15 protein-coding genes are annotated in these 13,232 nt (G+C 71.9%); 14 read left to right on the top strand and 1 reads right to left on the bottom strand.

Annotated features, from left to right (window positions below):
• The first annotated feature begins 257 nt into the window (after positions 1–257).
• The 14 genes from OG618_RS04775 to OG618_RS04710 all read left to right on the top strand — a co-directional run bounded on the left by OG618_RS04775 (position 258) and on the right by OG618_RS04710 (position 12,472).
• Positions 258–1,025: a thioesterase II family protein gene (locus OG618_RS04775; RefSeq protein ID WP_329485909.1), complete on the top strand. Its 768-nt coding sequence runs from the start codon at positions 258–260 to the stop codon at positions 1,023–1,025.
• A complete protein-coding gene (locus OG618_RS04770) occupies positions 1,022–2,020 on the top strand; it encodes a LuxR C-terminal-related transcriptional regulator (RefSeq protein ID WP_329485908.1) in 999 nt (332 codons plus the stop codon). Before OG618_RS04775 ends, OG618_RS04770 begins: the two co-directional genes overlap by 4 nt.
• Before the next feature lie 187 nt (positions 2,021–2,207).
• The gene (locus OG618_RS04765) at positions 2,208–3,074 is read left to right on the top strand and encodes a diiron oxygenase (RefSeq protein WP_329485907.1); all 867 of its coding nucleotides are present in this window, start codon (positions 2,208–2,210) and stop codon (positions 3,072–3,074) included.
• Positions 3,074–3,919, top strand: coding sequence for a hypothetical protein (locus tag OG618_RS04760; RefSeq protein WP_329485906.1), 846 nt, complete (start codon positions 3,074–3,076; stop codon positions 3,917–3,919). The genes OG618_RS04765 and OG618_RS04760 overlap by 1 nt, the downstream gene beginning before the upstream one ends.
• Positions 3,920–4,088: 169 nt before the next feature.
• Positions 4,089–4,337 carry a phosphopantetheine-binding protein gene (locus OG618_RS04755; protein ID WP_329485905.1) on the top strand — a complete coding sequence of 83 codons (249 nt, stop codon included), beginning with the start codon at positions 4,089–4,091 and terminating at the stop codon, positions 4,335–4,337.
• A gap of 12 nt (positions 4,338–4,349) precedes the next feature.
• Positions 4,350–5,177: a class I SAM-dependent methyltransferase gene (locus OG618_RS04750; RefSeq protein ID WP_329485904.1), complete on the top strand. Its 828-nt coding sequence runs from the start codon at positions 4,350–4,352 to the stop codon at positions 5,175–5,177.
• Positions 5,178–5,250: 73 nt separating this feature from the next.
• Positions 5,251–6,210, top strand: coding sequence for a 3-oxoacyl-[acyl-carrier-protein] synthase III C-terminal domain-containing protein (locus OG618_RS04745; RefSeq protein WP_329485903.1), 960 nt, complete (start codon positions 5,251–5,253; stop codon positions 6,208–6,210).
• Positions 6,207–7,574, top strand: a complete 1,368-nt coding sequence (locus OG618_RS04740) for an ATP-binding protein (RefSeq protein WP_329485902.1) — start codon at positions 6,207–6,209, stop codon at positions 7,572–7,574. The genes OG618_RS04745 and OG618_RS04740 overlap by 4 nt, the downstream gene beginning before the upstream one ends.
• A complete protein-coding gene (locus OG618_RS04735; protein ID WP_329485901.1) occupies positions 7,571–8,845 on the top strand; it encodes a type III PLP-dependent enzyme in 1,275 nt (424 codons plus the stop codon). Before OG618_RS04740 ends, OG618_RS04735 begins: the two co-directional genes overlap by 4 nt.
• A gap of 213 nt (positions 8,846–9,058) precedes the next feature.
• Entirely contained in the window at positions 9,059–9,313 is a 255-nt protein-coding gene (locus OG618_RS04730; RefSeq protein WP_329485900.1) for an acyl carrier protein, read from the top strand.
• Positions 9,314–9,324: 11 nt separating this feature from the next.
• Positions 9,325–10,170: a hypothetical protein gene (locus OG618_RS04725; RefSeq protein ID WP_329485899.1), complete on the top strand. Its 846-nt coding sequence runs from the start codon at positions 9,325–9,327 to the stop codon at positions 10,168–10,170.
• Positions 10,170–10,811, top strand: coding sequence for a hypothetical protein (locus tag OG618_RS04720; protein WP_329485898.1), 642 nt, complete (start codon positions 10,170–10,172; stop codon positions 10,809–10,811). Before OG618_RS04725 ends, OG618_RS04720 begins: the two co-directional genes overlap by 1 nt.
• On the top strand, positions 10,804–11,964 hold the full coding sequence (locus OG618_RS04715; RefSeq protein WP_329485897.1) for an acyl-CoA dehydrogenase family protein: 1,161 nt from the start codon (positions 10,804–10,806) through the stop codon (positions 11,962–11,964). The genes OG618_RS04720 and OG618_RS04715 overlap by 8 nt, the downstream gene beginning before the upstream one ends.
• Positions 11,965–12,049: 85 nt before the next feature.
• Positions 12,050–12,472 carry a holo-ACP synthase gene (locus tag OG618_RS04710; RefSeq protein ID WP_329485896.1) on the top strand — a complete coding sequence of 141 codons (423 nt, stop codon included), beginning with the start codon at positions 12,050–12,052 and terminating at the stop codon, positions 12,470–12,472.
• 140 nt (positions 12,473–12,612) lie between these two features.
• Here OG618_RS04710 and OG618_RS04705 read toward each other — a convergent pair whose 3' ends face one another.
• Positions 12,613–13,152 carry a TetR/AcrR family transcriptional regulator gene (locus OG618_RS04705; RefSeq protein WP_329485894.1) on the bottom strand — a complete coding sequence of 180 codons (540 nt, stop codon included), beginning with the start codon at positions 13,150–13,152 and terminating at the stop codon, positions 12,613–12,615.
• Positions 13,153–13,232 lie beyond the last annotated feature (80 nt).

Genomic DNA, 13,232 nt, shown 5'->3' with positions numbered 1-13,232 from the left:
TGACATGAAAGTGGCGCAAGGTAAGCTGACGTCCTGGCAACTGCTGTGGCCGCGAACCGTGTTGCGGCCCTCACCATGGAGAACGCGAGTTGCCGCCGTCGACTCCGCCCCGACGGCGATCACGGCCCGAGGAAAGCGCCGCACCTGCCTTCTGCCGACTCTCCTCACCGAAGAACTTCCACGCCTGCGTCAATCATTTGCGTCTCCGCTGCCCAGTGATCGGATAGGACGGGACAACTGGGATGGAAGAACAAGGCTTGACCAATAACACGGGATGGATCCAGATATTCGACCCCGCACCGAAGGCCGGGCTGCGCCTGGTCTGTTGCCCGCACGCCGGGGCCTCGGCGGGCACCTACCGCCGGCTCTCGGCCGCCCTTCCCGGCGACGTCGAGGCGCTGTCGGTCCAGTACCCCGGGCGGCGCGGCCGTTCCGGGGAGCGCGGGATCGACGACATCGGCGCGCTGGCCGACCGGATCGGCGCCGAACTGCTCGGCTTCGACGACCTGCCGTTGGCCGTCCTGGGCCACAGCATGGGCTCGGTCGTCGCCTTCGAGGTGACCCGCCGGCTGGAGGCGGCCGGGCGGGCGCCGGTGCGGCTGTTCGTCTCGGGCCGCCGCTCGCCGTCCGCCGGGCTCGGCCTGAACATCCCCCGGGGCGACGACGAGGTCCTGGACGAACTCCGGGAGCTGGGCGGGATCCCGGCGAGGCTGCTGGACCGCCCGAAGTACCGCGAGTCGATCCTGACCGTCATCCGCAACGACTACCGGGCCAACTCCCGTTACACCGCCCGGCCCGACACCACCGTGACCTGTCCGGTCACCTTCCTGTTCGCGGACGCCGACCCGTATCTCGACCCGGCGGCGGCGCTCGGCTGGAAGGGCCACACCACAGGGGAGTTCCGGCTCACCTCCTTCCCCGGTGGCCACTTCTTCCTCGATCAGCAGTTGGCCGCGGTGGTCGCGACGATCACCGCGGATCTGGGTGTCGGATCCACCGGACGAGCGGACGGAGACAGAGCGTGAAGCGGGGACTGTGCTCGATCGACGAGGAGCTGGCGGTCCGGGTCTACGAGCGGCTGCTGGTGGCCAAGGGGGTGACCCTCCCGGAGCTCGCCACCGACCTGGGCATCACGGCCGAGCGGGCGGAACAGGCGCTCTCCGCCCTGCGCTGCCTGAAGCTCGTCAGGTACTGCCAGGAGCAGGGGCGCTTCGTGGCGCGCAGCCCCGAGATCGCCCAACTGGAACTGCTCATGCCGCTGGAGCAGGCGATCCGCGAGAAGCGCCGTGAACTGACGGACTTCCAGGACACGCTGGGCTCGTTCGCCGACACCTACAGCAGCCTCCAGCGCACCCGGCTGCGGAGGGAGCCGGTGCTCAGCGGGCTGGACCGGGAGCAGACCGGGTTGCGGATGGCGGACGCCCTGCGCGACCGCCCGTCCGAGATCCTCGTCATGGAGCCGTTCGCCCCGGTCCAGGGGCAGGACTCGCACGTGCTGGGCCTGTCGGCGCTGCCGCCCGGGGTCCCGATTCAGGTCCTGTACCCGCACACCGCCCGCAGCAGCCTGGCCTCACGCGGCAGCCTGCGGACGCTGGCCGAGGCGAGCGCGCGGGTCCGCACCTCGACCCAGGCCTTCGAGCGCCTGGTCATCGTGGGTGGCGAGGTGGCCTTCCTGGCCGACCCCGGGGGCGACGACGCGGGCGTCACCGTCGTCTACGAGCAGGCCATCGTCGCCCGGCTGGTGCGCTCCTACGAGCACGCCTGGGCGTCCGGGACGGACATCGACTCGAACGTGGTCAGGTACGGCGAGACCCTGGACGAGGTCCGCTGCGCCATCCTGGAACTGCTCGCCTCGGGGCTCAAGGACGAGGTGGTGGCCCGGCGCATCGGCATGTCCTCGCGGACCTTCCGCCGTCACCTCGCCACCATCATGGACGAGTTGAACGCCGAGAGCCGGTTCCAGGCGGGCGCGGCCGCCGTCCAGGCCGGACTCCTGCCGGTCCGGGGCGCCGCCGGCTGACCGGCCCGGTGCCGTCGGTCCCGGCGGGCGTCGCCGCTTCGATATGGCCGTATGTGGCCACACCACATCAGGTCATTGCGGCGCCCGCCGGGACTTCCCTACCTTCGAAGAGTGCCGGAAAACGGCACGGCATTGGAGCCGCCGGTCACCACGAGGCGGCCGGGGAAACTCGGAGGTCAACGCCAGCATGGTCAGCAAACTGATCGACCAGGACGGCCGGTTCCTGGAAATACTCGACCGTCTGACCACGAAGTCGATCGATGACTACTACAACCCCTACAAACTCTTCGAATGGCCGGACAGCCTGCCCGAGGAGATGTGGTGGATGAGCCCCGAACTCACCACCACCCACGGTACCGAGGCTGCCCGGCGGCTCACCGAAAAGGAGCTCCACGCACTGTCGCGGTACGAGAGCATCAACTTCTACAGCCTCAATGTGCACGGAATTCGGGAACTTCTCATCGAGGTCACCAAGCGGATTCACACCACCGGCTTCGAGACGCCCTCGGACTTCTTCCACCACTTCATCGGTGAGGAGAACGAGCACATGTGGTTCTTCGCCGAGTTCTGCCTGCGCTACGGCAGGAAGATCTACCGGCAGCCGGCCGGTGCGAACGTCGAGATCCCCCGCTCGAACGTGGAGAGCCTGCTGGTCTTCGCCCGGATCCTGATCTTCGAGGAGCTGGTGGACCACTTCAACTCCCGGATGGCGCTGGACGACCGCCTGCACGAGACGATCCGCGGGATCAACCGGATCCACCACCAGGACGAGTCGCGGCACATCGCCTTCGGCCGTGAACTGGTCACCGCGCTGGCCGCCGACGTCCGGCAGACCTCCACCGAGGAGGAGATGCGGGACATCGCCGGCTACATCCGGCGCTACATGACCTACAGCTTCGAGACGCTCTACAGCCCGCAGGTGTACCGGGACGCGGGCATCAAGGACCCGCACGGCCTGCGCCGGCAGCTCCTCGAATCCCCGCAGCGCGCCGAGTTCGAGCAGAGCGTCTACCGCAAGACCGCCAAGTACCTCGAGAGGACGGGGCTCATCTGATGGCCGGCACCGCCCCCCGAACCACCGGCCCCGCCGGCGGACTGGTCATCCTCGACCCGGACCAGACCGACCTGCTCCTCGAACTCGACCGTACGTTCGCCGGCTGGGGCCGCTCCGCCGGAGCCCGCGAGATCCTCCCGCCGCCGCTGTACCCGGTGTCGGACCTGGAGAAGTTCGACGTCTACGTCAACTTCCCGCACCTCGCCCTCGTCGGTGCCGGACTCGACCTGGAGAGCGGCGAGAACAAGCCCGTCGACGGCCGGTTCGCGCCCGCCGCACTGCGCGGCGCACAGGTCGGCCTGCCCCACGCGACCTGCTACAGCGCCTTCCTGTACTACGAGAACTCCGTCGTGGCGGCGGACGCGCTGATCACCCTGGTCAACCGCTGCTTCCGCAACGAGGAGCGGTACGAGGGCCTGCGGCGGCTGCTCAGCTTCCAGATGCGCGAGGTCGTCGCACTCGGCTCGTACGAGCACACGCAGCAGGTCCTCGGGTCCTTCGCCGAGCGGATCGCTGCGTTCGCCGACGCGCTGTCCCTGCGGCTGGAGAAGGTGCCCGCCTTCGACCCGTTCTTCCGGGCCGACGGCGCCCGAGCCCTGCTCCAGAAGCTCAGCCCGGTCAAGTACGAGTTCCAGGTCGGCGACCTGGCCGTCTCCTCCGTCAACACGCACCGCAACTTCTTCGGCGAGCGCTGCGACATCCGCGGGCCGGAGAACGAGTTCGTCTTCACCAGCTGCGTGGCGTTCGGCCTGGAGCGGTGGCTCTCCGTCCTGGTCGACCTGCACCACGGCGACGCGGTCGAGGCCCTGGACGCGGTGCGGACCGCGGTCCGGCAGCTCGCCTGAGCCGCGGAGCCTCCGCGTAGATCCCGCACCGGGCCGCGTAGATCCCGCACCGGCCCGAGCGCATCCGGCACGGGCTGCGTGGAGTGCGTACGTCCCGACGCATCCAGCACGGCCCGAGCATGCCCGGATCGCCCTATCCCCCTATCGCCCCAACACCCGAGGAGTGGCAATGGCTTCGGCAGGAATCGACCAGGTCCGCGAGTGGATCCTGGCCAGGCACCCGGACCGGGAATCCATCGAGCCCGACGAGAACCTCATCGAGAGCCGCCTCGTCGACTCGCTCTCCTTCGTGGAGCTGGTCTACACGATCGAGAGCGCCAGCGGCGTCGAGATCGACTTCGACAGCATCGACATGCAGGACCTCCAGACCCTCTCGTCGATCGAGAAGGCCTTCTTCACCCCGGCCCGACTCCCGTAGGAGGCCATCCCCATGGAAGCTGTCTCGTACACGGCCCAGTGGACCGCCGCGGCCCGCGCCGTCGAGTCCGAGCGCCCCGGTGACGCCATGTTCCAGGACAGGTTTGCGCGCGATCTCGCGGCCCCGCGCGGCTTCGAGCTCCTCGACAAGTACGGCGGCGGCGGCCTGATCCCGTTCATCGCCATCCGCACCAAGTACCTCGACGACAGCATCGAGGCGCTGCTGGCGGACAGCGGCATCCGGCAGGTGGTCCTGGTCGCCGCCGGGATGGACACCCGGGCGTTCCGGCTGGCCTGGCCGCCCGGCAGCACGGTGTACGAGGTCGACCACGGCGGCCTCATCGACGAGAAGCGTGCCCGGCTGGCCGCGCTCGGGGCGGAGCCCACGGTGGAGCGCCGCGAGGTGTCGGCCGACCTCGCCACGGAGTGGCTGCCCGCCCTGCACCGCGCCGGCTTCGACCCGGAACTGCCCACGCTCTGGGTCGCCGAAGGGCTGATGTTCTTCCTCACCGAGGAGCAGGCCTCCCACCTGCTCGGCGTGCTCGGCTCGGTCTCGGCCCCCGGCAGCCGGCTGGCCGTCGACTTCGCCAGCCGGGCGCTGCTGCGCAGCCCCTTCTCCAGGGCATTCCTGGCCGGCCTGCGCGAGGACGGCACGCCCTGGCTCTTCGGCACCGACGAGCCGGAGGAGTTCCTGGCCGGTACCGGCTGGAAGGTCCGCGAGCTGCGCGAGCCCGGCGAGCCCGGCGCGGGCCAGGGGCGCTGGCCGTACGAGGTGCAGCCCCGCGACCGCCGGGGCGTGGCGCGCAGCTGGCTGGTCCGCGCCGAGTTCGCCGGCCGCTGAGGAGCGGGCGGATGAGGAGCGGGCGGATGAGGAGGGAGCGGATGAGGAGCGGGCGGATGAGGGGAGTACCCGGATGGGTGGCGTGACCACACTGGAGAGGATCGAGTCGTTCCTCCCCGAACGGAGCGTGCGGATCGACGACCTCGCCGGAAGCCTGGGGCTGCGCCGCGCCGAAGTGGGGGTGTTCCGGAAGATCTACGGCCTCGACCGGCTGCGGTTCGATCCCGGCACCGGCCTCTTCGACCTGGTGCTTCCCGCGGCCCGCCGTGCCCTGGCGGCGCTTCCCGCAGGACGGCGGGTCGACTACGTCATCTACGCGCACACCATGCAGACGCTCGCCCCGCCGCACATCGACGCCGCCCGGGTCATCCGGGCGAAGCTGGGGCTGCACGACGCCGAGGCCTTCGCCCTCACCCAGCAGGCGTGCGTCAGCAGCCTCGGCGCCATCGACCTGGCCGGCGAGCTGCTGCGGGCCGAGGCGCCCGAGGGCGCGTACGCGCTGATGGTCACGGGGGAGCGGGCGTACTCCCCGAAGGTCCAGCTGATCCCGAACAGCGCGGTGATGGCGGACGCGGCCTCCGCCTGCCTGCTGACCGTCGGCGGCCCCGGCGACGAGGTGCGCTCGTACCTGACCCGCACCCTCGGCGCCTACGCGGCGGGCCTGGAGATGACCCCGCAGGAGATCAGCGCCTTCGGCCAGGACTACGCCACCGTGCTCGGCGAGGTGATCGAGGAGTCCGTCCGCCGGGCCGGCCTGAGCTTCGACGAGATCGACCTGGTCATCCCGCACAACGTCAACGCCGTCTCCTGGCGCCACACCATCCAGCGGATGGGCGCCGACCCGGACCGCTTCTTCCTGGACAACATCCCGCTCTACAGCCACTGCTTCGCCTCGGACGTGTTCCTCAACTACACCACCCTGCGCGAGCGGGGCCGGCTGGTCGACGGCGGCCACTACGTCCTGGTCTCGGTCGGCCTGGGCGCCACCTTCGGCGCCATGGTCATCACTCACCGCGAGGGAGGCACCCCATGACCGGCACCGCCTACACGGCGGACCTCAAGGAGGCGCTGACCGGCGACCGCGAAGCGCGGTTCGTCTGGCTCTGCAACTTCGAGGTGGAGAACCAGTGGGCGCGCGGCCACACCGGGCTCCCGGCGGCGCGGATCACCACCACCGCCGCGACCGTGCAGCGGATGGAGGAGCTCGGCGCCCTGCTCGCCGAGCCGACCGACCACCTGCTGCTCGACCGCCCGCTCGATCCCGGCTACCGCGCGTACGCGGAGAAGACCGGGCTCGGCGCGCCCACCGAACTGATCACCCGGGCGCCGGCCGGCGAGGACGGCACCAGCGGGGCCGTCCTCGACTCCCCGGAGCTGCTGGACCGGCTGCGGGTGCTCGCGGGCGGCGGCGCCTATCTCATGCCGATGGGCAACTCCCCCCTTGAGCAGGAGATCTGCCGGCGGACCGGGCTGCGCCCCGCGGTGCCCGGTCCGGAGACCTCGGCGCGGGTCAACAGCAAGATCTACAGCCGCCGGCTGACCGAGGAGCTCGGCCTGCGGGCGATCCCCGGCTTCACCTGCGAGACGGTGGGCGAGCTCCACCGGGCGCTCGACGACTCGCTGCGCGACGGCGGGCCGGTGATCGTCAAGGACGCCTACGGCGTCTCCGGCAAGGGCCTGATCGTGCTCGACAGCCGCAAGAAGGCCGACCGGCTGCTGCGCATGGTCGACCGCCGCGCGCGGAGCAGCGGGGACGACGCGATCCACGTCGTCGTCGAGCGGTTCCTGCCCAAGCGGTTCGATCTCAACTACCAGTTCACCATCGCCCGGGACGGGCGGGTGAGGTTCGACTTCGCGAAGGAGGCCCTGACCTCCGGCGGCGTCCACCTCGGGCACGTCATGCCCGCCGCGCTCTCGCCCGTCCAGCACGAGAGCCTCGTCGCCGCCGCCGAGCGGCTGGGTGCCCGGCTCTTCGAGGACGGCTTCTTCGGCGTGGTCGGCGTGGACGCGCTGCTCGGGCGGGACGATCTGGTGTACCCCGTCCTGGAGATCAACGCCCGTCTGAACATGTCCAGTTACCAGGGGCAGGTCACCGAGCGCTTCCTCGCCCCGGGCGGGGCCGCGCTGGCGAAGCACTACCCACTGCGGATCTCCGCCCCGGTCTCCTTCGACGAGGTGGCCCACGCCCTCGGGGACCTCGCCCGGCCGCCCGTCGACGGCACCGGGCTGGTCGTCACCTGTTTCGGCACGGTCAACGCGCAGGCCGGCACCTCCCTCCCGTTCGACGGCCGGCTCTACACCCTGCTCTTCGCCGCCGACCGGCACGGCCTCGGCGACCTCGACCGCCGGACCACCGAGGCGCTCCACCGTCTCGGCACCACCGAAAGGACGCCATGAACACCAGCGAACTGAGGGTGCAGGGGGTACCGGTCTCGCGGATCGCCGAGCAGTTCGGCACCCCGCTGTTCGTCTACGACGCCGAGGTGCTGCGCACCGTCTACCAGTCGCTGCGCGAGGGGCTCCACCCCGCGGTGGACGTCTTCCTCTCGCTCAAGGCCAACCCCAACGTCGCCGTCTGCGGCTACCTCGGCTCGCTCGGCGCCGGCGCCGAGATCTCCTCCCTGGTCGAGCTGATGACCGTCCAGCGGGCCGGCATCGCGCCGGAGAACGTGATCTTCCTGGGGCCGGGCAAGACCCGCGCCGAGCTGGAGGCGTGCGTCGCGGCGAACCTGCACGCCATCGTCTGCGAGTCGCTGGACGAGCTGCGCCTCCTGGAGGAGATCGCCGAACAGGCCGGGCGGGCGGAGGTGCCGGTCCTGCTCCGGGTCAACCCCGACTTCCACACCAAGGGCTCGGGCCTCGCCATGAGCGGCAAGCCGCGCCAGTTCGGCATCGACGCGGAACTGCTGCGCCGCTCCCGCCCGGTGATCGACGCACTGCGCCGGGTCCGGGTCCGCGGCTTCCACGCCTACATGGGCACCCGGTTCCTGAACGCCGACGACCTGGTGCACAACACCCGGCAGATCCTGGTGATCGCCGAGGAACTGTCGCAGACGCTCGGCATCCCGCTGGAGACCGTCGACTTCGGCGGCGGCTTCGGCGTCGCCTACTTCGACAACGAGAAGGACCTCGACCTGGGGGCCGTCCTCGCCGGCATCAACGAGGTCGTCGAGCCCTTCGTCCGGGCGCACCCCGGTTGCCGGCTGATCAACGAGCTCGGCCGCTACCTGACCGCGCACGCCGGTACGTACGTGGTGCGCGCGCTGTACGTGAAGGAGTCCCTCGGCGAACGCTTCGTGGTCGCCGACGGCGGCACCAACCACCACATGGCGGCGGTCGGCGTCGGCAGCTTCGTCAAGCGCAACTTCCCGATCCGCTCGCTGACCAGGTACCGGGACGAGCCCAGCGACACGTACACCGTCACCGGGCCGCTCTGCACGCCCAACGACGTCATCGGCAAGAAGGTCGCCCTGCCGCCGGTCGAGGCCGGCGACCTGCTGGGCGTCGAGCGCTCCGGCGCCTACGGGCCGACCGCCTCCCCCGGGCTCTTCCTCAGCCACGGATTCCCCGCCGAGGTCCTGGTCCACAACGGTGCCGCGCACCTGGTCCGGGAGCGGGACCGCCGCGAGGAGATCCTCGCCAAGCAGCACCTCGTCGACTTCGACTGACCGGTCGGCGGCCGTTCCCGGCAGCCCCGGCAGCCCCGGCAGCCGCGAAGTCCCCGACCGCGCGACCGTGACAGAGCCACCGACAGCCCCGACAGCCCCGACAGCCCCGACAGCCCTGACAGCCCAGCCCAGCCCAGCCCAGCCAAGCCCAGCCAAGCCCAGCCCAGCCCAGACAGGCCCCGACAGCCCCGGCACAGAGGAGTGAACCGGAACATGGAACGTCAGAACGTGGTGTCCGCGGTGGAGGCCGCTCTCAGCGAGGTCCTGGAGCGGGCCGTCACCGGTATCACCGAGGACGCCCGGCTCTTCGAGGACCTGCACCTGGACTCCACCTCCGTCCTGGAACTGCTGATGGTCCTGGAGGACACGGTCGAGATCTCGGTGGACCCGGAAGCCCTGGACATGGACGACTTCAAGTCGGTGGGCACCCTCACCGACTACGTCCTGGCCCAGGCCGACGGGGCATGAGGGAGACCGCGATGTCCACGACCCTCCAGGGCGCCGGCGCGGTGGTCTCCCCGCCGCGCCGGCCGTACGACGAGGACCCGGCGACGCTCTCCTACTACCGCGACCTGGTCGAGCCCTTCGGCCTGGAGGTGGCGCCGGACCTGCTGCGCGCCGCGCCGAACGTCACCCACCGCGACCTGGTCGACCGGCTCGCGGCGATCGAGGGCGTCCGGGACAGCGCGCCCGACCTGGTGATCGTGGCGCAGGCGCTGCCGGACGTGACGCCGTTCGTCGCCATCGCGCCCTACCTCGACCGGCTGCTCGGCGGCGGGTCCGCCAACAACCTCGGCATCGGCCAGCAGGGCCTGGCCGCACCGTTCACCGCGCTGCGGGTCGTCTCCGCCTTCCAGCGGGCGGGCCGGAGCCGGACGGCGGTGCTCGCCGTCCTCGAACAGACCACCCTGCCGACCCGGTTCCCCCTGGTCCACGACAACGGCCTGGTCGACTCCGGGGTGGTGCTGGTCCTCGGAACCACCGGCGGACCCCGGGTGGCGGGGGTCGAGACGATCCCCGCCACCGAGTCGCCCCTCGACCGCCTCGGGGAGCTGGCCGCCAAGGACCCGGCGGGCACGCTGGTGGTCACCGGGTCCTGGTTCGACCGGCGGGGGCTGGACCAGGACGGCCCCCGGCACCGGGTGGAGCCCGGCAGCTACTGCACCAGCGTCTGGCTGGCACTGGCCCGGAACTGGCGCTCCTGGCAGCACCGGTACGCCACGGTGCTGCTCTGCGACACCGACCCGCGCTCCGGCGAGAGCCACCTGGCCGTGCTGGCCTCGGACTCCGCCGGGACCGCGGCCTCCGGCAGGGGAGCGCTCTGATGCCGCCGGTCGACACCCCGCCCTGGACGGCGCCCGGCGGCGTCGGCACCGGTAGCGCCGGGGCCGCGGCGGCCCTGCGGAACTTCGCCGCCGCGCTCGACGCCTGCCACGAGCTGGCAGGCCCGGGCGCGCTGGTCAGCTCGACCGGCGGCTGGGCCGTCGCCTCGGCCGGGCGCCTGCCGGAGGGCACCCCGGTGCCGGGCGGCTTCGACGCGCTCGCCGTGACCGGCCCCGGGGCGCCGTCGCCGGACCGGGCCCGGGAGCTGTTCGCCGACGGGCTGCTCCGGCTCCACCGGGAGCTGCTCCGCGGGCTGCTCGACGCCGTCGTGGTCCGGCTCAACGACCGCATCTCGGAGGGCGCCACCCTGCTCAACCGTCAACTGGTGCGGAGCGCGGTGGCCGACGTCGCGCTGGCCCTCACCGAGGCGGCCGACCTGCTGGCGATCCCCGACCGCACCGCCGCGCGCCGCCACCGGATCCACTGCGGGCTGGTGGACGCGGGCCGCGTCGCGATCAAGCTGTACGGCGCGAGCGGCTTCGTGGCCGACGGCCCCGGCCGGCTGCTGTACCTCGCCGAACTGCTGGGCAACACCTACCTCCTGCCGGACCGCCGAGAACGAGACGAGGACGGGAATGAGTGAGCCGGACCCGCACCGGACAGCCGCGCTCAGGTCCCACATCCGCGAGTCCGCGGGAGAGCTGCGCGGGATCGGTCTGGAGATCGACCGCGACCCGGAGGCGATCGACCGCTGGCTGCACCTCCCCGTGGTGGACATCATGCGCAAGGCCACCGTCCCGGTGGAGTACCTGGAGCGGCCGCTGCGCATCGACGGACACACCTACGACATGAGCTCCTGTCTCGAGCACTCGATTGCCATCGAGGAGTTGAGCTATGGAGACGCGGGCTTCATGCTCGCCTGCCCCGGCCCGCTGATGTCCGGCGTGGCGGTCGCCGCGCTGGGTGACGACAAGCAGCGGCAGGCCTACTACGAGCGGGTGGCGGCCCCCGGATCGACCTGGACCTTCTTCGGACTGACCGAGCCCGAGAAGGGGTCCGCCGCCGCCGAACTGGAGACGGCGCTCACCCCGGACGGGGACGGCTTCCGGCTGAACGGCGCCAAGCGCTACGTGGGCAACGCCGCCTTCGCCCAGCTGGGCGTGGTGTTCTGCCGCCGGGCACCGGGACCGCTCGGCATCGAGGCGGTGCTGCTGGACACCACGGCGCCTGGCCTGCGGGCCGAGCTGATCCCGACCGTCGGCCTGCGCGGCGCGCGGATCTCCGCGATCCGGTTCGAGGACGTCCGGGTGGAGCGCGAGCAGATCCTCGGCTACGAGACGCTCAAGCCCAGCCGGCGCGGGCTGGTCGGCGCCATCCGGACCTTGCAGCGGTTCCGTCCGGTGCTCGCCGGGACGGCGCTGGGGCTGGTCCGCGCGGTGCTGGACCACGTGCGGGAGGAGCGTCCGGGGCTCACCGGTACGGACCGGTTGCGGCTGGACGAGCTGGTGGACGCCCTCGCCGCGCTGCGGCACCGGAACTACGAGGTGGCCGCCGCGATCGACGCGGGCCGGACGGGAGCGGACCGGATCGCCGGGGTCAAGACGCGTGCCGCCGAGCTCGCCGAGCGCAGCACCCTGGCCGCCGCCGAACTGCTGGGCCCGGGCGCCCTGCTGGCGGATCCGCTGCTCGACAAGCTGTACCGGGACGCGCGGGCCTTCGAGTTCATGGAGGGCACCGGGCACATCCAGCGGTTGGCCGTCTTCCAGGGCGTGCTCAAGGGCACGTTCCTCCGGTGAGCCCGGTCCGTGCCGGCGTCGTCCGCGCCGTACCCGCCGTCCGGGCCGGCGTCGTCCGGCCGCCTCGGCGGGGGGTGCGCTGACCGTGTGGATCGGTGTCGACGTCCTCCAGGAGGGCGAGCTGGCGGCGCTGCTCGGCCGGCCCTGGTTCCGGGTGTACGCCTACGCGCCGGCGGAGCTGGAGATCGCGGACTCCTACGGGGCGGAGCGGGCCCGGGAGTTCCTCACCGGCCGGTTCGCGGCCAAGGAGGCCGTGCTGAAGGTGATCGGCACGGGCTTCGGCGGGGGAGTGACCCCCCGGCAGGTGAGCGTCCTGCGCGCCGACGGCGGGGCGCCGGTGGTCCGGCTCGGCGGCGAGGCCGCGCTGAGGGCCCGGGAGCGCGGCATCGCGGCCATTGGGGTCTCGATCACGCACAAGCGGGGTCTGGTCATCGCCGCCGCCATCGGGACACCGGGCCGGGCCGCGGCGGACGCACCGCCGGTGGCCCGGGGCGGGCACCGGCCCTGACCGACGAACCGGACAGTCGAGAGAGGGGGAGAGCCCGTGCCACGACCGCCGCAGACGCCGCCCGCCCCGGGCCGTGCCGCCGCCCGCCCGACGCGGGGGCCGCCGGGGCCGCGCCGGCCCTCCCGGGACGGGGGCGGCGCTCAGCCGAGGAGCCGCTCCGCCATCCGGCGGGCCAGCAGGGCCGGTGCGGCGTTGCGCTCGCGCATCGCGGTGACGATGGCGCCGTCCATCAGCAGGGCGAACTGCGGCGCGAGTTCGGAGTGCCGGCTGTGCCCGGCGGCTTCGAGCAGGCGGTCGAGGAAGTCGGTCACCGCCTGTTTGTGCGCTGCCGCCAGCCGGTACACCTCGCTGGCGGGGTCGGACACCTCCGCCATGGCGTTGATGAACGCGCAGCCGTGGAAGTTGACGTCCGCCGCCCCCTCCGCGAGGGCGTCGAAGACCGCGAGCGGTCCGCCCCCGCGGGCGTCCACGGCGTCTTCGAGCCAGGCGCGCCAGCTCTCGTCCCGACGGGTCAGGACGGCCGCCACCAGGGCGTCCTTGCCGGTGAAGTGCCGGTAGAAGGACGCCCGGCCGACCCCGGAGACGGCCAGCAGTCTCTCCACGCCGACGGCGTGGATCCCCTCGGCGTAGAAGAGCTCCTCCGCGGTCTGGAGGAGGCGGTCGCGTGCATGGGTCGCCATGGGTCCACGGTAGCGGATCTTGACCCCAAACGGCACCGAGCGGTACCGTCCTCATAAACAGAACCGATCGGTACCGAATG

The sequence above is a fragment of the Kitasatospora sp. NBC_01246 genome (assembly GCF_036226505.1).
In the GTDB taxonomy this organism is placed as follows: domain Bacteria; phylum Actinomycetota; class Actinomycetes; order Streptomycetales; family Streptomycetaceae; genus Kitasatospora.
The sequence above is the reverse complement of the archived record's forward strand: the minus strand, read 5'-3'. Positions and strand labels throughout refer to the sequence as shown.

Coding starts and splice junctions, on each gene's coding strand:
- OG618_RS04765 (WP_329485907.1), top strand. CDS start 2,208: ATGGTCAGCAAACTGATCGACCAGGACGGCCGGTTCCTGGAAATACTC.
- OG618_RS04760 (WP_329485906.1), top strand. CDS start 3,074: ATGGCCGGCACCGCCCCCCGAACCACCGGCCCCGCCGGCGGACTGGTC.
- OG618_RS04755 (WP_329485905.1), top strand. CDS start 4,089: ATGGCTTCGGCAGGAATCGACCAGGTCCGCGAGTGGATCCTGGCCAGG.
- OG618_RS04750 (WP_329485904.1), top strand. CDS start 4,350: ATGGAAGCTGTCTCGTACACGGCCCAGTGGACCGCCGCGGCCCGCGCC.
- OG618_RS04745 (WP_329485903.1), top strand. CDS start 5,251: ATGGGTGGCGTGACCACACTGGAGAGGATCGAGTCGTTCCTCCCCGAA.
- OG618_RS04740 (WP_329485902.1), top strand. CDS start 6,207: ATGACCGGCACCGCCTACACGGCGGACCTCAAGGAGGCGCTGACCGGC.
- OG618_RS04735 (WP_329485901.1), top strand. CDS start 7,571: ATGAACACCAGCGAACTGAGGGTGCAGGGGGTACCGGTCTCGCGGATC.
- OG618_RS04730 (WP_329485900.1), top strand. CDS start 9,059: ATGGAACGTCAGAACGTGGTGTCCGCGGTGGAGGCCGCTCTCAGCGAG.
- OG618_RS04725 (WP_329485899.1), top strand. CDS start 9,325: ATGTCCACGACCCTCCAGGGCGCCGGCGCGGTGGTCTCCCCGCCGCGC.
- OG618_RS04720 (WP_329485898.1), top strand. CDS start 10,170: ATGCCGCCGGTCGACACCCCGCCCTGGACGGCGCCCGGCGGCGTCGGC.
- OG618_RS04715 (WP_329485897.1), top strand. CDS start 10,804: ATGAGTGAGCCGGACCCGCACCGGACAGCCGCGCTCAGGTCCCACATC.
- OG618_RS04705 (WP_329485894.1), bottom strand. CDS start 13,152: ATGGCGACCCATGCACGCGACCGCCTCCTCCAGACCGCGGAGGAGCTC.